The organism is Paractinoplanes hotanensis, assembly GCF_023717965.1.
GTDB lineage: Bacteria > Actinomycetota > Actinomycetes > Mycobacteriales > Micromonosporaceae > Actinoplanes > Actinoplanes polyasparticus.
Window position 1 is genome coordinate 51,009 of the sequence record NZ_JAMQOL010000050.1, and the last position, 23,145, is coordinate 74,153.

The 23,145-nt window shown below is 71.1% G+C and carries 22 protein-coding genes; 7 read left to right on the forward strand and 15 right to left on the reverse strand.

All coding sequences use genetic code 11. The annotated features are described in order from the left end of the window. Window positions 1-8 precede the first annotated feature (8 nt). The 13 genes from LXN57_RS34505 to LXN57_RS34565 all read right to left on the reverse strand — a co-directional run bounded on the left by LXN57_RS34505 (window position 9) and on the right by LXN57_RS34565 (window position 16,129). Complete coding sequence (locus LXN57_RS34505) at window positions 9-1,007, reverse strand: LLM class flavin-dependent oxidoreductase (protein ID WP_251802421.1); 999 nt, start codon at window positions 1,005-1,007, stop codon at window positions 9-11. Beyond that, window positions 1,007-1,312: a TIGR04076 family protein gene (locus LXN57_RS34510; RefSeq protein WP_251802459.1), complete on the reverse strand. Its 306-nt coding sequence runs from the start codon at window positions 1,310-1,312 to the stop codon at window positions 1,007-1,009. The genes LXN57_RS34505 and LXN57_RS34510 overlap by 1 nt, the downstream gene beginning before the upstream one ends. A gap of 5 nt (window positions 1,313-1,317) precedes the next feature. After that, on the reverse strand, window positions 1,318-2,295 hold the full coding sequence (locus tag LXN57_RS34515) for an NADPH:quinone oxidoreductase family protein (RefSeq protein ID WP_251802422.1): 978 nt from the start codon (window positions 2,293-2,295) through the stop codon (window positions 1,318-1,320). Then, complete coding sequence (locus LXN57_RS34520; RefSeq protein ID WP_251802423.1) at window positions 2,292-2,690, reverse strand: nuclear transport factor 2 family protein; 399 nt, start codon at window positions 2,688-2,690, stop codon at window positions 2,292-2,294. Before LXN57_RS34520 ends, LXN57_RS34515 begins: the two co-directional genes overlap by 4 nt. Continuing rightward, window positions 2,687-3,898 (reverse strand): amidohydrolase family protein, encoded by a 1,212-nt coding sequence (locus LXN57_RS34525; RefSeq protein WP_251802424.1) that lies wholly within the window; start codon window positions 3,896-3,898, stop codon window positions 2,687-2,689. Before LXN57_RS34525 ends, LXN57_RS34520 begins: the two co-directional genes overlap by 4 nt. After that, a complete protein-coding gene (locus tag LXN57_RS34530; RefSeq protein ID WP_251802425.1) occupies window positions 3,895-5,541 on the reverse strand; it encodes a hydantoinase B/oxoprolinase family protein in 1,647 nt (548 codons plus the stop codon). Before LXN57_RS34530 ends, LXN57_RS34525 begins: the two co-directional genes overlap by 4 nt. Beyond that, window positions 5,534-7,198 carry a hydantoinase B/oxoprolinase family protein gene (locus LXN57_RS34535; RefSeq protein WP_251802426.1) on the reverse strand — a complete coding sequence of 555 codons (1,665 nt, stop codon included), beginning with the start codon at window positions 7,196-7,198 and terminating at the stop codon, window positions 5,534-5,536. Before LXN57_RS34535 ends, LXN57_RS34530 begins: the two co-directional genes overlap by 8 nt. Further along, window positions 7,195-9,231 carry a hydantoinase/oxoprolinase family protein gene (locus LXN57_RS34540; protein ID WP_251802427.1) on the reverse strand — a complete coding sequence of 679 codons (2,037 nt, stop codon included), beginning with the start codon at window positions 9,229-9,231 and terminating at the stop codon, window positions 7,195-7,197. Before LXN57_RS34540 ends, LXN57_RS34535 begins: the two co-directional genes overlap by 4 nt. Beyond that, window positions 9,228-11,318 carry a dipeptide ABC transporter ATP-binding protein gene (locus LXN57_RS34545; RefSeq protein ID WP_251802428.1) on the reverse strand — a complete coding sequence of 697 codons (2,091 nt, stop codon included), beginning with the start codon at window positions 11,316-11,318 and terminating at the stop codon, window positions 9,228-9,230. Before LXN57_RS34545 ends, LXN57_RS34540 begins: the two co-directional genes overlap by 4 nt. A gap of 151 nt (window positions 11,319-11,469) precedes the next feature. Continuing rightward, the gene (locus tag LXN57_RS34550) at window positions 11,470-12,342 is read right to left on the reverse strand and encodes an ABC transporter permease (protein ID WP_251802429.1); all 873 of its coding nucleotides are present in this window, start codon (window positions 12,340-12,342) and stop codon (window positions 11,470-11,472) included. Next, window positions 12,342-13,352 carry an ABC transporter permease gene (locus LXN57_RS34555; protein ID WP_251802430.1) on the reverse strand — a complete coding sequence of 337 codons (1,011 nt, stop codon included), beginning with the start codon at window positions 13,350-13,352 and terminating at the stop codon, window positions 12,342-12,344. The genes LXN57_RS34550 and LXN57_RS34555 overlap by 1 nt, the downstream gene beginning before the upstream one ends. Window positions 13,353-13,356: 4 nt before the next feature. After that, the gene (locus LXN57_RS34560) at window positions 13,357-14,988 is read right to left on the reverse strand and encodes an ABC transporter substrate-binding protein (protein ID WP_251802431.1); all 1,632 of its coding nucleotides are present in this window, start codon (window positions 14,986-14,988) and stop codon (window positions 13,357-13,359) included. Between the two features lie 262 nt (window positions 14,989-15,250). Beyond that, entirely contained in the window at window positions 15,251-16,129 is an 879-nt protein-coding gene (locus LXN57_RS34565) for a WD40 repeat domain-containing protein (protein ID WP_251802432.1), read from the reverse strand. A gap of 474 nt (window positions 16,130-16,603) precedes the next feature. Between LXN57_RS34565 and LXN57_RS34570 the strand changes: the two genes are divergently transcribed. From LXN57_RS34570 to LXN57_RS34595, 6 genes are all read left to right on the forward strand, one after another. Further along, a complete protein-coding gene (locus LXN57_RS34570) occupies window positions 16,604-17,479 on the forward strand; it encodes a TolB family protein (RefSeq protein ID WP_251802433.1) in 876 nt (291 codons plus the stop codon). Beyond that, window positions 17,476-17,943, forward strand: a complete 468-nt coding sequence (locus LXN57_RS34575; protein ID WP_251802434.1) for a nucleoside deaminase — start codon at window positions 17,476-17,478, stop codon at window positions 17,941-17,943. Before LXN57_RS34570 ends, LXN57_RS34575 begins: the two co-directional genes overlap by 4 nt. Beyond that, on the forward strand, window positions 17,940-18,341 hold the full coding sequence (locus tag LXN57_RS34580) for a VOC family protein (protein WP_251802435.1): 402 nt from the start codon (window positions 17,940-17,942) through the stop codon (window positions 18,339-18,341). The genes LXN57_RS34575 and LXN57_RS34580 overlap by 4 nt, the downstream gene beginning before the upstream one ends. 94 nt (window positions 18,342-18,435) lie before the next feature. Further along, on the forward strand, window positions 18,436-18,750 hold the full coding sequence (locus tag LXN57_RS34585; protein ID WP_438872943.1) for an ArsR/SmtB family transcription factor: 315 nt from the start codon (window positions 18,436-18,438) through the stop codon (window positions 18,748-18,750). Beyond that, a complete protein-coding gene (locus tag LXN57_RS34590) occupies window positions 18,747-19,229 on the forward strand; it encodes an SRPBCC domain-containing protein (protein ID WP_251802436.1) in 483 nt (160 codons plus the stop codon). The genes LXN57_RS34585 and LXN57_RS34590 overlap by 4 nt, the downstream gene beginning before the upstream one ends. A gap of 109 nt (window positions 19,230-19,338) precedes the next feature. After that, the gene (locus LXN57_RS34595; RefSeq protein ID WP_251802461.1) at window positions 19,339-19,791 is read left to right on the forward strand and encodes a DinB family protein; all 453 of its coding nucleotides are present in this window, start codon (window positions 19,339-19,341) and stop codon (window positions 19,789-19,791) included. A gap of 1,176 nt (window positions 19,792-20,967) precedes the next feature. On the opposite strand, the gene LXN57_RS34600 is transcribed toward LXN57_RS34595, so the two are convergent. Both LXN57_RS34600 and LXN57_RS34605 read right to left on the reverse strand, forming a co-directional pair. Continuing rightward, complete coding sequence (locus LXN57_RS34600; RefSeq protein ID WP_251802437.1) at window positions 20,968-21,555, reverse strand: hypothetical protein; 588 nt, start codon at window positions 21,553-21,555, stop codon at window positions 20,968-20,970. Continuing rightward, window positions 21,552-22,103: a TetR/AcrR family transcriptional regulator gene (locus tag LXN57_RS34605; protein WP_251802438.1), complete on the reverse strand. Its 552-nt coding sequence runs from the start codon at window positions 22,101-22,103 to the stop codon at window positions 21,552-21,554. The genes LXN57_RS34600 and LXN57_RS34605 overlap by 4 nt, the downstream gene beginning before the upstream one ends. A gap of 381 nt (window positions 22,104-22,484) precedes the next feature. On the opposite strand from LXN57_RS34605, the gene LXN57_RS34610 reads away from it, so the two are divergent. Beyond that, window positions 22,485-23,129, forward strand: coding sequence for an ABC transporter permease (locus tag LXN57_RS34610; protein WP_251802439.1), 645 nt, complete (start codon window positions 22,485-22,487; stop codon window positions 23,127-23,129). Window positions 23,130-23,145 lie beyond the last annotated feature (16 nt).

The window sequence follows — 23,145 nt, forward strand, 5'->3', positions numbered from 1 at the left end:
GTGAGCTCCTAACGGGACAGCAGGGGCAGGACTTCGGCGCCGAGCAGTTCTACACCGCGGTCGTCGGTGAGGCCGTGCGGGGTGCCGAACTCGACCCGCGCCACGCCCGCGTCGATCAGCCGCTGGGCCTGGGCCGCGACCTGGGACGGGGTGCCGGAGAAGGCGAACCGGTCGAGCACGTCGTCCGGGATCGCCTTGCCGGCCTCCTCGTCGCGGCCCGCGCCGACCAGCTTGCCGACCTCGGCCACCAGGCCCGCGGGCAGCTCGGCGGTGGGATCCAGCTCGGCCACCACGGCCAGGTACATGGCCACTTCGGTCCGCGCCCTGGCCCGGGCCGCCTCGCCGTCCGTGTCGACCACCGTCACCGCGCCGAGCACGATGCCGATCTCCTCGACCTCGCGCCCGGAATCAACAGCGCCGAGAGCCAGCCGTTCACGGATCACCGGGACCATGTCCGGGTTGGCGCTGCCGCCCACCTTGATCTCGTCGGCGATCCGGCCGGCCAGCGCGGCCCCCTGCGGCCCCCACGCGCCGAGCAGCAGCGGAACCGACGGGCGCTGCCGCTCGTACCGCAGCACGGTGTCCGGCGCCAGTTCGAAGACGCGGCCGGAGTAGCCCGATCGGTCGCCCCGCAGCAGGTGCGCGACGACCGACGCGGCCTCGGCCAGGGCGGTCAGCGGGCGCGGCTGGGGCAGGCCGACCGCGCCCAGCCAGGTGCCCCGGGCCAGCCCCAGATAGGCCCGGCCGTGCGACGCGAGATCCAGGGCGGCGATCTGCCCGGCGATCTCGTACGGGGCCATCGAGTACGGGTTGAGGCAGGCCGGCCCGAGCCGCACGCGGCTGGTGGCGGCGGCCATCTCGAGCAGCGGGAAGATCGGCGGCTGGTACATCAGATCGCCGAACACGGTCAGCACGTCGAAGCCGGCCGCCTCGGCCGAGCGCGCCAGCCGGGCGTACGTGCCCGCGGGTTTGTCGCTCTGCAGGCCGAGCCCGATCTCCGTGCGCATCAGGTCAGGTCCTCGGCGTTCATCGTGCGCCGGCCGGTGCGCTCGACCTTCATGACCAGCCGCTCCTCGGGGTCGGGGCAGATGAAGTGCGAGTCCTGGGCGAGCCAGTCGCCGGCCGGCAGGTCGCGCTGCTTGGCCGCGAGGAAGGGCAGCACGGAGGCCAGGGCGTAGACGCAGAAGTGCTTGCCCTCGGGGATGGTCAGGTGCGCGCTGTTGGTCAGGTCGAAGTGGTCGCCCACCGCCATGCCGCAGACCGACCGGCCCTCGATCCGGTCGACGCTGACCCGCAGGTCGTAGATGTCCATCTCGCTCACGATGCCTCCTCGGTGAAGCCGTTGACCTGCACGATGACCTTGCCGGTGGTGCGCCGGGCGGCCAGGTCGGCCAGCGCGGCAGGCGCCTCGTCCAGCGAGACGACCCGGGTGACCGGCGGACGCACCTCGCCCGCGGCACACCGGCGGAACAGCTCGTCGTAGGCGGCCCGCACCTCGGCCGGGCGCGCCCAGGGGTACCGCGAACCCCACGAGACCCCGATCAGGTCGGCGTTGCGGGCGATCAGCCGGGCCGGATCGACCGGGGGCGGCGGCCCGGCGGCCATGCCCACGCTGACCAGCCGCCCCTCGAAGGCCAGGCAGTCGATCGAGCGGCTCAGCAGGTCGCCGCCGACCGGATCGATCACGACGTCGACCTCGGCCGCCACCGACTCGAAATCGTCGTAGCCGACCGCCACCGACGCCCCTTCTGCGCGGCATTTGTCCAATTTTTCAGGGGAACCTGCCGTCGCGATGACGCGAGCGCCTCGGGCGACCGCCAGCTGGATGGTGGCAATGCCGACCCCGCCCGCCCCGGCGTGCACGAGCACGGTTTCGCCCTTCCGGAGCCGGGCCCGCTCCAGCGCGAACCACGAGGTCTGATAGGTGACCGGCAACGCAGCCGCGGTCACCGGGTCGACGCCGGGCGGACGGGAGACCACCAGGCCGGCGTCGATGGTGACGGTCTCGCCGAGCGCGCCGTGCGGCAGCGCCGGGCAGGCCACGACCTCGCGGCCGACCCACTCGGCCGGGCCCTCGATCACCCGGCCCGCGGCCTCCACGCCCGGGGTCATCGGCGGGTCGGGCCGCACCGGGTACTCGCCCCGGCACAGCGACACGTCGAGGAAGTTGAGGCCGACCGCGTGCACCGCGATCTTGACCTGTCCCGGCCCCGGCGGCGGGTCGTCGTCCAGGGACGCGAGGCGCAGCACGTCCCGCGGCTCGCCGGGCGACATCGCGATCAGCCGGCGGATCACGGCCGGACCAGCTCCGCGTGGTGGTGCACGATCCGCCAGCTGCCGTCCAGGCAGCGCAGCACGTCGGTGACCCGGGTGTGCTGCTCCTCGCCGCTCGCCGCGTCCCGGGTCACCAGCACGTACCGGGCCACGCCGGTGTCACCCCAGACGTCGATCCGCTTCTCGGTGGCCGCCATGACGTCCAGCACCGGCCGCTCCCCCGCCGCGTCCCGGGTTTCGCGGTACGAGTCGAGCTCGCGCCGCGTGCGCAGCGGGCCCGGCAGGTGCGTCTCCCAGGTGGTGACATCGTCGTGCAGGTGCGCGTCGAAAGCCTTCCGGTCACCGGCCAGGAAAGCCGCGTACATGTCGTCGATGCCGGCCGCGATGGCCGCGGCCCCGAACTCGGCGAAGCTCATCGCTGGTCCTCCCGGGTGACGACGCCGCCCTTCATGACGAACCGCACGCCCCGGAAGGCCGAGGTGTCGTCCAGGGGGTCGGCGTCCATGGCGATCACGTCCGCGTACTTGCCGGCCTCGATCGTGCCGAGGTCGTTCTCCAGGCCCAGCCACCGGATCGGGCCGCGGGTGCCGGCGTGCAGCGCCCGCTGCGGGCCGAGGTGCTCGGCCAGGTTCTCCAGCTCCCGTACGGTGGCGTTGGTGCCCTCGAACGACCAGAACGGCGGCATGTCGCTGCCGAGCAGGATCTCCACCCCCGCGTTCAGGGCCATGCCGAAGCTCTCGATGTGCCGCGGCCCCGCGCCGAGCGACCGGCACTGCATCCATTCCGGTACGCCGAGTTCGTCGAAGAACTCCTTGCAGCGGGTGACGAGCAGGGTCGGCACGAGGGCGGTGCCCTTCTCGGCCATCCGGGCGGCGACCTGCGGGGTCAGCTGGTAGCCGTGCTCGACGCAGTCCAGCCCCAGCTCGACCGCGGCCGCGATCACCTCGGCCGGCCCGGCATGCGCGGTGACCTTGCGTCCCCAGGCGTGCGCGGTCTCGATCACCGCGGCCATCTCGTCGGCGAACAGCTGCGGGGTCGAGATGGCCTCGTGCTCGCCGGCCAGGCCGCCCGAGATCATCACCTTGATCAGGTCGGCGCCGGCCTTGATCTGGCTGCGCACCCCGTGGCGGAAGCCGATCGGGCCGTCGCACTCCAGGGTGTCGCCGCTCTCGTGACCGTGCCCGCCGGTGCAGACCAGCGCGCGGCCCGCCGTGTACATGCGCGGGCCGGGCACCCGTTCGGCGGTGATGGCCCGGCGCAGCGCGAAGTCGGCGTGGTCCTTCTCGGCCACGTTGCGCACGGTGGTGACGCCGCAGTCGAGGGTGCGGCGGGCGCCGTCGGCCATGTAGAGGGCCAGGTCGTGCGGGCCCATGTCCTTGACCGTGTTGCCACCCGGGCCGGGCAGGGAGAGCGAGAAGTGCGTATGCATGTTGGCCAGTCCGGGGGTCACGAACGCGCCGTCCATGTCCCGTTCGGCGACCGGGCCGGTTTGCCGGGCCAGAGCAGCGATTTCCCCGTACGGGCCCACGGCCGTGATGCGGTCGCCGGTGATCCACACGCCCGCGTCCTTGATCGGAAGCGCCCGGGCGTCCACCACGGTGCAGTTGCCGAGTAGCTGGTTCATGCGATCACCCCGTACACCTTGCGGGCCGCCTCGACCGAGACGTACCCCTCCTGAACGTCATGCCGTACCGCGTCCGGGTCCCTCCGGTCCGGGTCGCCGTGCCCGCCACCGCCCGCGGTCAGCACCGTGACCCGGTCGCCCGCGCGCACGGGGGTGCGCTTCGTGCTGACCCGCCGCTCGCGGTCGGTGCCGGGAAAGACGACGACCTGGTTCGGCTCGGGCTGCCGGCCGCCGTCGAGCGCCCACGGCGCGCTCTTCGTCTTCTTGATGACCGACAGGAACTCGCCGTCGGTCACGAACCTGATGTCGCGGCGCAGCCCGCAGCCGCCCCGGAATCGCCCCGCCCCGGCCGAGTCGGCCCGGATCTCGACGCGTTCGAAGAACATCCCGGTCTTCGCCTCGAGCACCTCGACCGGGGTGTTGCGGGCCTGGGTCTGGCACAGGTGGTTGGCCGGGCCGATGCCGTCGTGGTCGGGCGAGCCGCCCCAGCCGACCGGGTCGTTGTTGCTGACCGCGAACATCGAGCCGGTGTCGGGGTGGACGCCGACCATCATGAACCCGGGCACGTCGCCGCCGCTGGAGGCGGGCATCCGCTCCGGCATGCCCTGCGCGAGCGCCTTGTAGATGAGCTCGAGCGCGACCGTGCCGGTCCACTGGGTGAACGTCGCGGCCGGGTAGACGGCGTGGAAGAGCGTGCCCGGCTCCGCTTCGACGCGCAGCGGGGCGAAGTGGCCGGCGTTGGTCTGCTCGCTCGGGGTGGTGATCGCCTTGAAGGCAACTCGGCAGGTGGCGATGGTCGAGCCGATGGGCAGGTTGACCGGGCCGGGCACGGCCGGCGAGGAGCCGGCGAAGTCGACCGTGAACGTGCCGTCCCGGACGGTCACCGTGCAGCGCATGAGGATCGGGTCCTCGGTGACGCCGTCGTCGTCCAGCCAGTCCTCGGCCGTCCAGCTGCCCTGCGGCAGGCGGGTGACAGCTTCGGCGGCCGACTCCGCGGCGGCGCGAACAAAACGGTCCACCACGTCATCGATGACCGGCGCCGTGTAGCGATCGAAGAGCTCGGCCACCCGTCGCTCCCCCGTTCGCAGAGCAGCGATCTGGGCGTTCAGGTCGCCGATGACGAGTGCGGGCATCCGGGAGTTGAAGCGGATCAGCTCCAGGATGTCGCGCACCGGCTCACCGCCCGAGTACACCTTCGTACCCGGAAAGATCAGGCCCTCCTGGTGCATGTCGGTGGAGTCGAGCACGTAGCCCGCGTCCTTGGCCCCCAGATCCATCCAATGGGCCCGGATGCACAGGTACGCCACCAGTTCGCCACCCGAGAAGACCGGCGCGAACATCGTCGCGTCGTAGGAGTGCGCCGCGTTCCAGTACGGATAGTTGAGGACGAAGATGTCGCCCTCCGCCGGCTCGCCCACGTACTCGATGCCCTTGCGGATCGAGTAGTCGTTGGCGCCCAGGAACCGGGACAGCCCGGTCGACTCGGCGACCAGCCGCAGCGACCGGTCGTAGATCGAGATGCCGAAGTCGTGCACCTCGTAGATGACGGGGTTGAACGCCGTACGCACCAGCGCCGCCCGCATCTCCTCGGCGGCCGAGACGAGGTGGTTGCGGATGACCTCGACGGTGGCCCCGTCAGTCATCGCGCCCCACCCCGTAGACGTCGCGGGCCGCCTCGGCCGAGACGTATCCCTCGGCGACGTCGCGGCGGACCGCGGCCGGGTCCCGATCGGCGGGGTCGCCGTGACCGCCACCGCCCGCGGTGAGCAGGGTGACCCGGTCCCCCGGCGCCACGGTCAGGCGCTTGGTGCTGATCCGTTCCTCGCGGTCCGTGCCGGGGAACGCGACGATCTGGTTCGGGTCGGGTCGCCGGCCGCCGTCGAGCGCCCACGGCTGGGTCTTGGTCTTCTTGATGACCATGAGGAACTCGCCCGGGGTGACGAACCTGATGTCCCGCCGCAGGCCGGCGCCGCCGCGGAACTTTCCGGCGCCCCCGGAATCGGTGCGGATCTCCACCCGGTCCATGAACATGCCGGTGCGGGCCTCCATCACCTCGATCGGGGTGCCGCGCCCGGTGCTGCCGCTGACGTGGGTGGCCGCGTCCGTGCCGTCGTGGTCGGCGGTGCCGCCCCAGCCGACGAAGTCGTTGTTGCTGACCGCGAACATCGCGCCGGTGTCGGGGTGCAGGCCGACCATCATGAAGCCGGGCACGTCGCCGCCGCTGCTGGCCGGCAGGAGGGAAGGCATGCCCTGGGCCAGGGCCTTGAGGATGAGCTCGAACGCCACGATCCCGGTCCACAGCGTGAACGTGGGCTGCGGATAGATCGCGTGGAACAGGGTGCCGGGCTCGGCGCGCACCTCGAGCGGGGCGACGGTGCCGGCGTTGGACGGCTCGTGGGGCGAGGTCAGCGACTTGAGGATGACCTTGCAGATGGCCTCGGTGGCGCCGAACGGCATGTTGATCGGGCCCCGGACGGCCGGCGACGACCCGGCGAAGTCGACCAGGAACCGGCCGTCGGCGATGGTGACGGTGACCCGCATCTTGACCGGGTCATCGGTGATGCCGTCGTCGTCCAGGTAGTCCTCGGCGCTCCAACTGCCCTGGGGCAGTGCGGCGAGGGCAGCCCGGGTGCGAGCCTCGCCGTCCGCGATGATCTGGTCGATCGCGGCCAGCACGGTGTCCCGGCCGAACTTGGCGTAGATCTCGAGCAGGCGGCGCTCGCCGGTGCGGATCGCGGAGATCTGCGCGTGCAGGTCGCCCAGGATCGCGTCGGGCATCCGGGAGTTGAAGCGCAGCAGCTCGTGGATGTCGCGCACCGGCTCGCCGCGGGAGACCACCTTCGTACCCGGGAAGATGAGCCCTTCCTGGTGCATGTCGGTCGAGTCGAGCACGTAGCCCGGGTCCTTCGCCCCCAGGTCCATCCAGTGGGCCCGGATGCAGAGGAAACCGATCAGGTCGGCGCCGTCGAACACCGGCGCGAACAGGGTGGCGTCGGAGGCGTGCGCCGCGTTCCAGTACGGATAGTTGAGCAGCACCACGTCGCCCGGGTACAGGTTCTCGACGCCCACGTACTCGACGCCCTTGCGCAACGAGTAGTCGTTGGCGCCGAGGAACGAGGTGAGCCCGGTGGCCTCGGCGACCGGCCGCATCTTCGAGTCGTAGAGCGAGAGACCGAAGTCGTGGACCTCGTAGATGACCGGGTTGAACGAGGTGCGGATGAGGGTGGCCCGCATCTCCTCGGCCGCCGACAGCAGATAGCTGCGCACGACCTCGATGCGAGCGCCGTCCAGAGTGGTCATGACGCGACCTCCGCGAGGGTGACGTGCAGGTAGCCGTGCTCGTCGACGGTGACCCGCTGGCCGCTCGGCACCACGGTCGTCGACGTGCCCTCGTCGACGAGGGCGGGACCGGCGAAACTGTTGCCGGCTCTCAGCTCGGAACGGTCGTAGACGGCGAACGGGACGATCTGCCGGGTGCCGAAGTCGAAGGCTTCCCGCTGCGTACGGGGTGTCGCCGCGCCGCCCGCCTCGATGGTGGGGAGCTCCGGTCGCGACGTGCGGCCGATGCCTCGTACGCGCAGATTGAGGATCTGCAACGGGTTGTCCATCGTGTGGCCGTAGCGCGCGTGGTGCACTTCGTCGAACGCCGCACGCACCGCGCCGGCGTCCAGGGTGGAGCCGACCGTGACCATCAGGCTGTGTTCCTGGCCCAGATAGCGCAGCTCGAACTGACGTTCCAGCACGCCGTCGCCGGCGGGCACGCCCTGCGCGGTCAGCGAGGCGATCGCTTCGGCCTCGGCCTCCTTGAACAGCGGTTCCAGCGCGGCCAGGTCGGCGCCGTCCAGCGTCGTCATCACCGTACGGCTGAAGTCGTTGACGATGTCGGCGCTCAGCATGCCCCAGGCCGAGAAGCCGGACGGCGCGAACGGCACCAGCACCTCGCCGATGCCCATCTCGCGGGCCAGCAACGGCGCCAGCAAGGGGCCGGCGCCACCGAACGCGAGCAGCGAGAACACCCGCGGGTCGTGACCGCGCTCGACGGTGATCTGGCGGACCGCCCCGACCGTCTTCGCCAGCAGCACGTCGAAGATGCCGGCCGCGGCGTCGGGCACGGACAGGCCCAGCGGCTCGGCCAGCTGCTCGCGGATCGCCTCCCGGGCCGCCTCGCCGGCCAGGCCCATGGTGCCCGCCAGGAACCGGTCGGGGTCGACAAAGCCGAGCACCACGGCGGCGTCGGTCACGGTGGGCTGGGTGCCGCCGCGGCCGTAGCAGACCGGGCCGGGCGCGGCGCCGGCGCTCTGCGGACCGACCTTGAGCAGTCCGCGGTCGAGCCAGGCGATGGAACCGCCGCCGGCGCCGATGGTGCGGATGTCGTACGTGGGGATGAGCAAGGGGAAGTGCTCGAGCTGGGCCTCGTAGGCGGCGACCGGACTGCCCTTCTCGATCACGCAGGCGTCGAGGGACGTCCCGCCGATGTCGAACGTCAGCATGTTGTCGCGGCCCAGCTCGCCGGCCAGGTACGCCGCGCCGACGATCCCGCCGGCCGGGCCGGAGAGCACGGTGTGCGTGGGCGACGTCTTGGCCACCGCCCCCGTCATCGAACCGCCACCCGAGCGCATGATGAGGAACCGGCCGGCGAAACCCTGGCCGGCCAGCCCCTTCTCGAGCTCGTCCACGTACCGCTCGAAGATGGGCCGGATGTACGCCTCGATCACGGTGGTGCTGGTCCGCTCGTACTCGCGGTACTCGCGCACGATGTCGGTGCTCAACGAGAGACTCACATCGGGGTAGGTCTCGCGGATGATCCGGGCCGTCTCGCGCTCGTGCGCGGGGTCGAGGAACGAGTGCAGGAAGCAGATCGCGATCGACGTGACGCCCTGGTTCTCGACCAGCTCCCGCGCGGCGGCCCGCACGCTCTCGGGGTCGAGCTCGTCGACGACGGTGCCCTTGTAGTCGAGGCGGCCGGTGACGCCCGCGGTGAACCGGCGCTGCACCAGGCTTTCCGGTCGCTGGTAGCGGAAGTCGTACATGTGGTCGGACGGCACGTTGCCCCGGCCGATCAGGAAGATGTCCCGGAAGCCCTCGTTCGTGATGATGCCGGTGTTGCCACCGCGCCGCTCCAGCACGGCGTTCAGCCCGAGCGTGGTCCCGTGGATGAACAGCTCCACTTCGGACAGATCGGTGCCGAGGGCGGCGATCGCGTTGAGCACCCCTTCGGCCGGATGGGCCGGGGTGGTCGACGCCTTGCGGAAACGCACCTTCCCGGTACGGGTGTCGAGCTCCATCGCGTCGACGAAGGTGCCGCCGATGTCCACGGCCAGCCTGATGCTCATGACGCGCTCTTTCCGATCAGGGCGGGCAGCTCGGGCACACGCCAGCAGGCGGCCCGGCTCTCGCCGTACGGCTGAAGGATCTGTTCCTGCGACCGGCAGGTGTCGGTGACGAACGGGCAGCGGGCGGCGAGAGCGCAGCCGGCGGCAGCGTCAGCCTCGTCGAGGTCCTTGACCAGCTCGACCTCGGCGGCGCGGTTCTCGCCCAGCCGGGGCGCGCTGCCGAGCAGGGCCCGGGTGTAGGGGTGCCTGGGGTTGTCGAAGACCTCGTCGACCGGCCCTTCCTCGACGACCCGGCCGAGGTAGAGCACGACCACCCGGTCGGCGAAGCCGCGCACGGTGGCCAGATCGTGCGAGATGAAGACCGATCCGTGCCCGGCGTCCGCCGCGACACCGGCGATGACGTCGAGGATCTGCGCCTGCACGGTGACGTCGAGCGCGCTGGTCGGCTCGTCGAACACGATGAGGTCGGGCCGGCCGACCAGCGCCCGGGCGATGCCGATGCGCTGGGCCTGACCGCCGGAGAGCTCGTGCGGCAGGCGGGTCAGCATCGAGCGGTCGAGCTCCATGCGGCCCAGCGCCGCCTCGACCCGCTTGTCTCGGTCCGCGCTGGACACCTTGGCCGCCCGCAACGGTTCGGCGATGGAGTCGGCGACGGTACGCCGGGGGCTCAGCGACCCGATCGGGTCCTGGAACACCATCTGGGCCCGCGTCCGCTCGGCCCGGCTCAGCTTGCGGACGTTTCGCCCGGCCACCTCGACGCTGCCCTCGGACGGGTCGACCAGACCCATGATGAGCTTGGCCAGGGTGCTCTTGCCGCAGCCGCTCTCCCCGACGACGCCGAGCGTCTCGCCTGCCTTCAGCTCGAGGCTGACCCCCCGCAACGCATGGTGCCCGCCCGAGGAGAACCGGCTGCGATAGACGACGTGCGCGTCCTCCACACGCAGCACCACGCGGCCGGCCGCTGCACCACCCGCACCCGCTGAGGGCACCGCGCCGCCGACGTTCAAATCGCCCGGCACGCCGCGGGAGCCCGCCGCGCCGCCAACGTTCTCGTCGCCCGGCACGCCGCGCGAGTCCGCCGGACCGCCGACGCTCTCGTCGCCCGGCACGCCGCGCGAGTCCGCCGTGTCGAACAGGGGCGCCTCCTGCGGGTGGAAGCACGCCAGCGACCAACCGTTGGACAGCGTCTTCGTCTCCGGGCAGGTCTCGCGGCACGTCGCAGTCGCGTGGGCGCAGCGCGGGGCGAAGGGGCAGGCGCGCGGAGCCGCGGTCAGCAAGGGCATACCGCCGGCCGTCGGCACCACGCGGCCACCGCCGACGTCCGGAACCGAGCGCAGCAGGGCGCGCGTGTAGGGGTGAGCCGGACGCCGCAGCACCTGCGTGGCCGGGCCGGATTCGACGACCGTGCCGGCGTAGAGGACCACGACACGGTCGCAGACCTCGGCGATGGAGGCCAGGTCGTGCGAGATCAGCAGGACGCCGCGGCCGTCGGTGTCGGCGGCGTGGCGGAACTGGCGCAGGATCTCGCGGGTCAGGGTCACGTCGAGGCCGGTGGTGGGCTCGTCGGCGATCAGCAGGCCGGGGGCGCAGCCGGTCGCGAGCGAGATCATCACGCGCTGGGCCATGCCGCCCGACAGCTCGTGCGGGTAGGCCTCCAAACGCCGCGCGGGGTTGCGGATGCCGACCGCGGCGAACAGCTCCTTGGCGCTTTCCCGGGCGCGATCCCGGCTCATCTCCCGATGCGTGACGAGGCGGTCGATCAACTGCCTTCCCACCGTACGGGTGGGGCTGAGCGCTCCCCGCGGGTTCTGGAAGCACATCGCCGCGCCGCGGCCGCGATGCCGGGCCAGGGCGGCCACGTCCATCCGGAGCACGTCGTCGCCGTCGAAGCCGACACGGCCGGTGGCGTGCGAGCCCGACGGCAGCATGCCGACGATCGCCCGCGCGACCATGCTCTTGCCGCCGCCGCTCTCCCCCACCAGGCCCACGACCTCGCCCGGGGCGACCGCGAAGCTGACGTTGCTGAGCGCCGCGACCTGCCGCCCCGGCCGGTGGATCACCACCGACAAGTCTTCGATCTGAAGCATGGTCACCGCCTTTCCGCATCAGGGCGTTCCTGCGGGCGCCGACCGAATCGGGGTTCCGCGCTCGCGCGTTCCCGCGGACCTTCGCCGAGCAGGCGTCTCGTTCCCGCGTTTCCCCACGCGGGTTCGCCGGGCGGGCTGAATCGGAGCACGGTCACCGCCTCCTCGCGTCCGCGCGTTCCTGCAGGCCCTCGCCGAGCAGGCTGAAGCCGAGGACGCAGACGAGCAGGGCCAGGCCGGGCGGCACCGAGGTCCACCAACGGCCGGCCACGACGTCCGACGTCCCGAGGCTGATCATCGAGCCCCACTCGGCCGTGGGCACCGTGACACCCAGGCCGAGGAAGGACAGGCCGGCCAGGGTGAGCATGGCCCAGCCGCAGTTGAGCGGGGCGATCACCCGGACCGGGGTGAGGCTGTTGGGCAGCAGGTGCCGCCACATGATGCCGAGGGTCGACGCCCCGGAGGTCTTGGCCGCCTCGATGTACTGCATCTCGCGCAGCGTCCGCACCTCGGCGCGGACCAGGCGGGCGTAGGCCGGGGCGTTGACCGCCGCCACCGTGATGACCAGGTTGGTGAAGCCGCCGCCGAGCAGGGCGGCCACCGCCAGGGCCAGGATGAAGGTGGGGAACGCCTGGAAAATGTCGACGATCCGCATCAGCACGTCGTCGATCCAGCCGCCCAGGTAGCCGGCGATCAGGCCGAGCAGCGTGCCCACGACCACGGCCAGCGCGACCGCGCAGACCGCGATGCCCAGGTCGATGCGGGCCGCGTGCAGCAGCCGGCTCCAGACGTCCATGCCGTTGCCGTCGGTGCCGAGCAGGTGGGCGCCGCCGGGCGGGGCCAGCGTGCCCGACGGGTCGATCTCGGTCGGGCCCCACAAGCTGAGCAGCGGCGCGAAGATCGCGGCCAGCGCGGCCACGACGAGGATGCCGCTGCCCACGTAGATCAGGGTGTTGGCGAAGCGACCGTCACGCGCGCCGGAGACGACGGGCACGGAGTCCGCCGACGCCAGTTGAACCTCTGCCATCAGATTTTCACCCTCGGGTCGAGCCAGGCGTGCACGACGTCGGCGATGAGGAAGACCAGGACGTAGCAGAAGGCGATGATCAGCACGGATGACTGGACGACCGGGTAGTCCCGGTAGAGCAGCCCGCGCAGCGCCCACTGCCCGAAGCCCTGCCAGGAGAAGACGTACTCGACCAGGACCGTGGAGCCCAGCGCGGCGCCGAACACCAGCGCGGCCAGCGACGGCAGCCGGACCAGGGTGGCGCGGCGCAGGTAGCCCCGCAGCAGCGTGCGCTCGGGCAGGCCGTGCGCGGCGGCAGCGGCGTACGCCTCGGATCGCAGAACTTCCAGGGCCGAGGCCCGGACGCTGCGCAGCAGCGGCGCCAGCACCCCGATGACCAGGGTCAGCACCGGCAGCACGAGATGTGCGGCCGCGGACGAGATGGCCGGCCCGTTGCCCGTGATGAGCGCGTCGATCAGGTCGGCCCCGGTCAGCGGGGTCAGGTTCGTGTCCGGGTCGACGCGGCCGCTGGGCGCCGGGAACCAGCCCAGCGCGGCGTAGCCGACCAGGATCAGCACCAGGCCGAGCCAGAACTCGGGGATGGAGTTGCCGAACAGCGCGAAGATCCGCACGGTGTGGTCGCGGGCGGTGTCGGCCCGGCGCGCCGACCAGATGCCGAGCCAGATGGCCAGCGCCACGGCGATCGACACCGCGATGATCACCAGCTCGAAGGTCGGGCCGAGGCGCAGCGCCATCTCGCCGGTGACCGGGGCGCCGCTCTGGATCGAGGTGCCGAAGTCACCGGTGACCAGCCCGCCCAGGTAGTCCAGGAACTGTTTCCAGAGGGGCTGGTCGAGGCCGAAGCGGGCGCGCGCGGCGTCCGCGTCGGCCTCGGTCGCGTTGGGCCCGAGAATGCTGCGGATCGGGTCGCCCGGCAGCACGCGAACCAGCAGGAAGGTCAGCACGACCACCCCGAGCAGAACCGGGATCAGCTGGAGCAGCCGGCGACCGACGAAACGCAGAATTCGCACGGGATCAGGCCGATGCGCTCAGGTAGCGAAGACGCGCGAGGCCGTCCATCGGCTGCACCCAGCCCGCCACCTTCTCCCGTACGGGAAGGTTGAAGTTGGGCTGACAGATGATCACCCACGGCACATCGGCCGCGAGGATCGTCTGCACCTGGGCCCAGAGCTGCTTGCGCGCGGCGTCGTCGACCGTGGTGTGCGACTTGGTGTAGATCTGCTCGATCTCCGGGTTGGTGTAGTTCGAGTAGTTGAGCGCGGCGCCCTTCACGAAGCTGGTGGCCAGCATGTACTCGACGTCGTTGACCCAGAGCTGACCGGTGGTGATCTGCAGCGGGATGCTCTTCTGGCCGCGTCGCTCGCCCAGCGTGGCCGGATCGAGCGGGGTCAGCTTGAGGGTGATCCCGGCCTTGGCCGCCTCGGCCTGCACCTGGACGGCGATCTTCTGCTGCTCGTCGTTGCCGGCCTCGAAGACGAGCTCGGAGCTGACCGCGTTCTTGCCCGACGCGGCGAGCGCCTGCTTGGCCTTGTCGAGGTCGTAGGCGTACGGGTAACCGCTCTCGGCGTAGCCGGGCATGTCCAGCGGCACCAGGCTCCTGGTGGGCCGCGCGTCGCCCCCGTACACGTTCTTGATGATCTGCTCGTAGGGCACCGCGTAGGCCAGCGCCTTGCGCACGTTGACGTCGTCGAACGGCGCGGTGGTGACCGACATCTGGATGGCGACCTGGTTGTTACTGGCCGCGGAGAGCACCTTGACGCCCTCGACCTTCTTCAGGTCCTGCAGGTCCTGACCGGTGATCCCGAGCGCGATGTCGATGTCACCGGCCTGCAGCTGCAGGCGCTGGTTGGCGGCGGCCGGCACGACGGAGAGCCGGATGGCCGGGGTCTTGGCGCCGTCCGGGCCCGGGTAGCCGGTGTTGGCGGTCAGCTCGATCTCCTGGCCCTGGGTGGCCTTGGCGACGTTGAAGTAGCCGCCGGTCGGCGCGTTCTTGGCGAACCACTCCTTGGCCCACGGGTCGGCCTCGGTGGCGTGCTTCTTCGCCTCGACCGAGTCGAAGACGTAGAGCGAGATGGCCTGGATCTGCTTGGTCAGGGCGCTCGGGAACTCCTGGTGGAACTCGACCGTGTAGTCGTCCTTGACCACGACCTGCTCGGCCTTGGTGAGGCCGATCGTGCGGTAGATGCCGGCCACGTTGGCCTGGGCCGCGAACGCGCGGTCCTTCGACCACTTGACGTCGGCCGCCTTCATCTCGTTGCCGCTGGCGAACTTGACGCCCGGACGCAGCTTGAGCGTCCAGATCTTCTGGGTGCTGTCCGGCTCGAACGACTCGGCAAAGGTGGGGGCGATGTTCGCGGTGTCCAGGATCTGGCTGTCCCCGGCGCTGGTGACGCCATAGTCGATCATGTATGGGTACACGTTCTTGAACAGCATCAACGCGGTCAGGTCGAAGCCCACGAAGTCCTGGTCCCAGCTGGAGAGGTAGCTGGAGACGGCGATCCGCAGGGTGGTCGCGGCGGGGCCGCCCGACGCCTTGGCGTCCGGGTTGTCCTTGCTGCCGGCAGCGCAGGCGCCGGTCGTCATCAGAAGCGCCACGCTGCCACCGAGCTGGAGCAGGCCGCGACGGGAAATGTTTGGCGGAGCCATGAGTGGTCCTCCTAGAGCCGAACGGCTGGCGACCCAATAGGCCGTGAACGGAGTTCTACCGGATAACGTGAGAGTGAACAAGAGCCGACCCGATGTTCACAGCAAGACCGCCACGACTCGGCAGGAGACTCGCCCGAACAGCCGATGAGCAGGGTCGGAAGAGTTCACAAGCGTTCACACACTCGATACAAACGTTCGTTCACGGTAGCGTCGATCCCGCCCCCGGCGGGGTTGAAATCGGCCGTTCGGATCGACCCGCCGGTCAGCTCCGCCCGCCGGCGAGCTCGGCGCCGGTCGCCAGCGCGAGCAGCGTCGGGCGGGGACGGCCGGCGCTCAGCGCGACCAGATCTCCGGCGATCGTTATCGACTGCGCGCCCGGCGGGCGCAGGTATGTCTCCCACTGGACGGAGCCGTCGCGGCCGACCGCGACCGCCTGGTTGTCGCCGGCGGAAGCGACCAGCCGGCCGTCGTCCGCGCAGGCCAGCGCGCGCGGGCGCTCCCGCGCGACCCGCAGGGTGTGCACCGGCCGGAACTCGGCGTCGAAACAGGCCGCCTGCCCGTCGAGGTCGCCCACCACCAGCATCGTGCTCGACCAGGTGCAGGCGCTGACCGGCCGGTCGGTCAGCCGGACCCATTCGCTGGGACGCCGCCCGGGACGCCAGAGCCGCGCCCATCCGCTGTCCGTGACCGCGACGACCTCGCTGCCGCGGTAGTGCGCGCCCACGACCGGTCGCCCGCCGGTCAGATCGGCCCGGCCGACACAGGCTCCGCTGCCGACGTCCCAGACCGACGTACGACCGGTTCCGGTCATGCTGAACACCCAGGAACCGCCGGCCACCCAGCCGACGTGCCGGGGCCTGTCCGGCAACGCGGCCCAGCGCGCGACGCCTTCCGGCGCGGAGTCGTCCCGCAGCCGCCAGAGGGCGCCCGACCCGTCGTTCGAGACCGTGGCCAGCAGGTCGGTGGCGGACGGGTTCCACGCCGCCGCGACGATGCCCCGGCCCGTCCGCAGGCGACCGGCCGGTCGCGGACGCGACGGATCCGAGGTGTCCCACACCGTCAGCTCGCCACTGGGGGCGCTGACCGTGAGCCGGCGCGCGTCGGGACGGAACGCGATCGCCCCGTACGGAGAGGTCTTCACCGGGCTGCTCCCAGGCCAGGACGGGGTGCTCCTCGGTGGCGGCCGCGGAGCACCCCGCCGCCTGCGCGGCCAAGACGTATTGCGCAGCACCGTCCGGCGGCCAATTTCGGAGAACGCAGGTGGGCACACACGCAATCGCGGAATACGCGGCGCGCGGGTGTGCGAACAATTGACTTAACTGTCATTACAGTGACGACCGGGCCGTGCCGACCCCATTCGGAGCGGCGTCGTTTCGCAGCGATCATGGCCTCCGACCAGGCCATGGAGTCATTCAGGCATGCAGTTTTCAGTCCTTGTGGTATCGCAAGCCGCCGCCACAGCAAGGCTCGAACGATGTGCCACTGACATGGTTCTATATCGACCGAAGAAGCGCAAGCGCCGATTCATTACGGCTATCGGAAGGCGGCGCGCCGATCGGAATCCGGTCGATGATAGGTTCGGATCCCCACGCCCACCGGCGGTTGGAGCCTCTTCATGGCGTACGCCCGCAAGCTGGCTGACGGCCAGTCCTGCCGCATCCACATTCACGACATCGCCACGGGCGCCGGCACGCTCGTGCACGCCAGTTCGACGGTTCTTTTCGAGGCGCCCAACTGGGCCACCGACGGAACTCTCGTGCTCAACGGCGACGGTCTGCTGTGGACCCTGCCCGCCGACGGCTCGGGCGCGCCCCGCCCGGTCCCGCTCGAGGGCATCCCGGAACTGAACAACGACCACGTCCTGGCGCCCGACGGCAAGACGGTCCACCTGTCCGCCGAAGACGGGCACATCTACACCGGCGCCCTGACCGGCGGCGCGGTGCGCCGGGTGACCCACGCCGAGCGCCGGCATTTCCTGCATGGAATCAGCCCGGACGGCGCCACCCTCGCCTACGTCGGCGTCGAGCCGGGCGACTGGACGACGGCGAGCCTGTGGACCATCGGCGCCGACGGGGCCGGCGACGGGCCGCTCACCGTCGGCGGCGGCCCCGACGACGGGCCGGAATACACGCCCGACGGCGCCTGGATCTACTTCAACACCGAGCGCTTCTCGGCCGCGCCCGGCCACGCCCAGATAGCCCGCATCCGGCCCGGCGGCGGCGATCCCGAGCAACTGACCTTCGACGACCGGGTCAACTGGTTCCCGCACGTCGCCCCGGACGGTGAGCACGCGGTCTACCTCAGCTATCCGCCGGGCACCCAGGGGCACCCGGCCGACCAGCCGGTCGAGCTACGGCTGGTGCGACAGGGCGAGTGGCGTTCCCCACGTACGGTCGTCGCCCTCGACGGCGGGCAGGGCACCATCAACGTCAACAGCTGGTCCCCCGACTCCCGCCGCTTCGCCTACGTGGACTACCCGGTGACGACATGACAGACGACCACCTGCGACGCTGTGTGGAGCTGGCAGCCGAGGCGCTGGAAGCCGGCGACCACCCGTTCGGTTCGGTGCTGGCCGGGCCGGCAGGCGCGGTGCTGGCCGAGGACCGCAACCGTGAGGTCACCGACGCCGACCCGACGGCGCATCCCGAACTGGCGCTGGCCCGGTGGGCCGTCACGAACCTCTCCCCCGCGGAGCGGGCGGCCAGCACGGTCTACACGTCGGGCGAGCACTGCCCGATGTGCGCGGCCGCGCACGGCTGGGTCGGGCTCGGTCCCATCGTGTACGCCGGTTCGGCCGCGCAACTCGCCGCCTGGCGAGCCGGCTGGGGACAGCCCGCTTCACCGGTCGCCGTGCTGCCGATCACGAGGATCGTTCCCGGGCTGACCGTCACCGGCCCCGTCGCGCCGTTCGACGAGCAGATGCGGGCGCTCCACGAGCAGGCGGCGAAGCGATGACCGGCGAGGTGCGCCAGATGCGGCTGATCGTCGAGGTCGAGGACTTCGACGCCGCCGTGTCGTTCTTCCGCGACACGCTCGGGCTGGGCGAGGAGGCAGCCTTCAGCGGCGACGGCGACGAACGCGTCATGATCCTCGAGGCCGGCCGGGCCACGCTCGAACTGGCCAACCCGGCCCACCACCGCTTCGTCGACGACGTGGAGGTGGGCCGGCCGGTGGCGCCACGGTTCCGCTTGGCGTTCGAGGTGGCCGACGCGACCGCCCGTACGGCCGAAGCGGCCGAAGCCGGCGCCGAGGTCGTCGCCCCGCCCACCGAGACGCCGTGGCGGTCGGTGAACTCGCGGCTGGATGCCCCGGGCGACCTGCACATCACGCTGTTCCAGGAGCTCGATCAGTAACGGGTCGTCGTACGGCTCCAGCCGTCCCACCTGAGTCCCTTTCAACTCAACGGTTGAAAGATGGAGAGACGATGGCCCCGATGTGCTGTCCCAGGTGTTCGCGGCGCTCGCGGTCCCCACCCGGCGCGACATGGTGAGCCGGCTGGCAGCCGGCGACGCCACGGTCAATCAGCTCGCGGAGCCGTATCCGATGACACTGCAAGCGGTCTACAAACACCTCAAGGTGCTCGAGGAAGCCGGCGTGGTCAGTCGGCCGCCCGGCCCGCAGCCGCGGCCGGTGCGCCTCGAAGCGGAGGTCTTCGACCTGATGGACAAGTGGATCGAACGCTATCGGCGCCGGGCCGAGGAGCGGCACCGCCGCCTCGACGCCGTCCTGGTGGCCATGAACGAAGAGGAAGGCGTGGCGTGACCGTCAGAACCGAGACCACGATCGAAGCCGATCCGACGGTGCCGATCATTCGTCTGGCCCGCGACTTCGCGGGCACACCCGAGCAATTGTTCCGAGCGCACACGGACCCGCGGTTGTTCGCCTCGTGGATCGGACCGGGCTCGCTGGAGACACGTATCGACCAGTGGGACGCGCGCACCGGCGGCTGTTTCCGATACGTGTCCTCCCGCGAGGGCGAGGAGTTCGCCTTCCGCGGCTGCTTCCACGAGATCCGGCCGGATCGCATCGTGCAGACGTTCACCTATGAGGGCGATCCCGACGGCGTGGCCCTGAACACGCTGTGGTTCGACGACCTCGGCCACGGACGCTCCCGGCTCCGGACGCAGTCCCTGGTGGACAGCTTCGAGTCCCGCGACGGATGGCTCCGCAGCGGCATGAGGACCGGGGTCGACGAGGGCTACGCCAAGCTGGAGGAGCTGATCACCCGTGACGCTCTCTGACCTTCCCGCCGAGCGGCACCGTGAGATCGGCCGCGTCTTCACCGAACGCGTCCTGGGCACCCGGTCCTGGGACGTGCCGTCACCGGTCGCGGCGTGGAACGCCCGCGACGTGGTAGGCCATCTCGTGGAGTGGTTTCCGCCGTTCCTGCACGCCGGCTCCGGCGTCGAACTGCCGCCCGGGCCGCCGGTTGCCGACGACCCGGCCGGCGCGTGGCGGGCGCAGTCCGACGCGGTGCAGGCGCTGCTGGACGACCCGGCCACGGCCGGCCGGAAGCTCACCAACCCGCACATCGGTGAGCTGCCGCTGGACCGCGCGATCGACCAGTTCTACACCACCGACGTCTTCATGCACGCGTGGGACCTGGCCCGGGCCACCGGCCAGGACGATCGGCTCGACCCGGAACTCTGCGCCCTGCTGGTGGCCGGCATGGAGCCCATGGAGCAACTGATGCGATCCTCCGGGCAGTACGGCCCCCGGGTTCCGGTGAAGGACGACGCGGACGCCCAGACCAGGTTGCTGGGCTTCATCGGCCGGGATCCGGAGTGGAAAGCTCCAGCTTGACTTGACCTCGTCACGAAGGGGGACGCCACGACGGTCAGGCTTCCGTCGCGGCGCCCGACCGCCGGCACGGTCCGGCCGTCCGGCAGCGTCCGGAGGTGCAACTCCATCACCGCGTACTCGCCGGCCTCCGACGGCGGGCCGAGCCGTTCACCGGTGACGGCATTCCAGCGGGTGATCCGCCGATCGTGGCCACCCGTGGCGAGCAGCAGGGAGCCGTCGCTCAGGGCGGTGACGGCCACCGCGAGCACATCCTGTTCCGGGACCGGCCACGCCCGACGCATCCTCGCCCCCGCCCGGGCGTCGACGAGATGGACCCGGCCGTCCGCGGTGCCGGCGGCGAAGAAGGGCCGGCCGTCCGGCCAGACGCCGCTCGTGACCGTCCAGACGGTGGCGCCGGTCGGCGAGCTCTCCCGGCGCCGGTCCTCGAGAACGTCGTAGCGCTCGATGCCCTCGTCGCCGCCGGTCGCGACGATCAGCTGCTTGTCGGGCAGCCGCACGCCGGCCACCGTGACGCCCGACCGGAACAGCGCGAGCGGACCCGATCCGGACGGCACCACGGCCGGGGCGGCGTCCTGATCGGCGCCGAGGAGCTGAGCCCGCGGCTCCGGCACGGTCAGGTCCCAGCGCCACACCGCGCCCGACTGGCCGACCGAGATCAGCACCCGGCCGTCCTCGTCGGCCGCGAGACCGCCCTCGCTCATACCCTCGGCGCCCGTCGGCAACGGGCTCAGCGGCTCGCCGCCGGCCACGTCCCACCGGTGGATCGGACCCAGGAACTCCTGGCCGTAGAGCACGCCGCCCCCCTCACGACCATCGGGGCCGAACCGGCGCACCCGTCCCCGATCGGCGCTGATCACCAGGCCACCGGCCACCTCGGGGAACGTGGCGTCGGCCCGCACAACGAACCCGGCCGGCGCGCCCGTGACCGCGTCCCACGACCGGATCGTCCCGTCCCCGTCCGCGGTCAGGATCAGGCCGGCGGCGCCCGCGACGGCCCGGATCGGCGAACGGTGAACGGTGAACGGCCGGCGCCTGCCACAGCGTCGTTTCCACGGCGCCGACCGTATCGGCTCAGCGGTGGCCCTCGGTGAAGCGGGAGGACGGGCCGGCCTCGAGGACGAACTCACCGCCTTCGCGGCGCCCGCATCGGAGGCGCCATCCCCGTACGCGAAGCGCCTACCGCTGCGAGGCCGGCCTGTTGCGCCGCGCCCGGAACTCAACGGCCAGCCCCACGCAGCCGACGGCCAGGATCACGCCGTGCGCGATTCGTCCCACCGGCGGCAGGAAGAACTGCGGCAGGAACAGCACATAGCCGATCGCGAAGACAACACCGGCCGCACTGCGTGTCGCGAGAGCTGTGGTGATCCCCGCGACGGCCAGCAGGATCAGGCCGACACAGAACATCGTGACCGCCACCGGCTGGTAGCGGACCTCGTCGACCACGGTGAGCAGGTCGGGCGCCGGCGAGCGGGCCAGCGCGTGCAACCCGAAGTCCTCGGCGCCGTAGTACGGCAGCACCAGCGCCGTCCCGATCCACGCCGTGAGCAAGGCGGTCAGCGGCAGCCGGCCCGGCCGCCGGCCGTGCAGGGCGAGCAGGCCCAGACTGACGGCAAGAAACCCCAGCATGGCGAACAGGTGCGAGGCCACCCAGGCCGGCGACGACATCGCCTCGATTGCGCCGTCCGCAGTGGTCTCGTCGGTCCACGGGCGCAACGCCGGGTAGAGCAGGAACATCAGGCCGGCGAAGGCGAAGAGCGCGCTCATTCGAGGCTCCGCAACACCATGGTGACGACTTGGTCGAAGCTGGACTCGACGTCCTCCGGCAACCCGAAGCCGCCGCCCGCCTCGAGTACGGCGAACCCGTGCACCGTGGCCCGCATGCGCCGGATCACGTGTGTCGCGGCTGAGCCCTCCAGCCCGTACGCCCGCAGCACCGCAGCGAAGACGCCGAGCAGTTCGGCACCCGCCTCGGCGAGGGACGGCACCTGCAACGCGTTCACCGGCACCAGCGCGTACCGCCCGGGGTGGGCGAGAACGAACGTCCGGTAGTGGCGCATGAGCGCCTCGACCGCGTCGTCGCGGCTGCGACCCATGACCGCGGCGGCGCACATCGCGGTGAGCTGCCGGACGACCGCGACGGCCATCAGCTCGCGCAGTTCGGCCACGCTGCCGACGTGCTTGTAGAGCGAGGGGGCGGCCACCCCGGCCCGGTCGGCGACGGCGGCCAGGCTGAGCGCCTCGAGCCCCTTCTCGTCGACCAGATCCAGCGCGACGCCGACCAGCACCTCGGCACTGAGTCCGGCCCTAGGCATAAAAGCTACTACACATAGCTTTTAAGCTATCGCACGTAGCCTGTCGGCGGCAACCGCCCCGCCGCCCTACCCAGGTGCGGCGACCGCACACAGCGGTTCGAAATGAATCCCGAATACTGTGATGATCAGCTCAAAATCCATTTTTGCGCAGCCTCCTGAGCGCCGAGGGCATTAAGAACCGTGATTGTCAAATCGACTGGATATTGTCATCGAAATGTCATGATGACTGGGTGGATCTTGACTTAAGGTTGTGCCGATTAACCTGGTCGGTCTACGGTCGAAGGCGACTTTGAACGCATCCTGCGGCCCCCGGGCCACCTCGGATCACCGGCGCACGGCCACGGCTGTGCGCCTTTCCTATGCTCCCGGCAATGAAAGCCTATGGATTTTTACGAGTATCTAGTTGACAACGCAGAGCCATTGTTCGCCGAGGCCCTCGACCATGTGATGGTCGTCGGCATCTCCATCGGTATCGCCCTCGTCCTCGGTTGCGCCCTGGGTGTGCTGGCCCATCGGTCCGCGCGGCTGCGCCCGATGGTCCTGGCCGTATCAGCCACGCTGCTGACGATCCCCTCGCTGGCGCTCTTTGCCATATTCATCCCGTTGCTGGGCCTGGGAACGCCGCCCGCGGTGGTCGCACTGGTGCTGTATGCGCTGCTGCCCATCGTCCGCAACACCGTCGCCGGCCTCGGCTCGGTCGACCAGGGCGTGCTCCGGGCGGCCCGGGGCATGGGCATGGGGTCGTGGCGCCGCTTCGTCCGGATCGAGCTGCCGCTGGCCTGGCCCGTGGTGCTGACCGGGGTCCGGGTCTCGACGCAGGTCGTCGTCGGCATCGCGGCCATCGCCGCCCTGGTCAACGGGCCGGGACTGGGTAACGAGATCTTCCGGGGGCTGCGCTCGCTGGGCAGCCCGTTCGCCCTCAACCTCGTTCTCGGCGGCACGCTCGGGATCGTCGTCGTGGCCCTGGTCTTCGACGCCTTCTTCATCCTGCTCCGCCGCCTCACCACCGCCAGGGGGATCCGATGACCGCCACCGACAACCC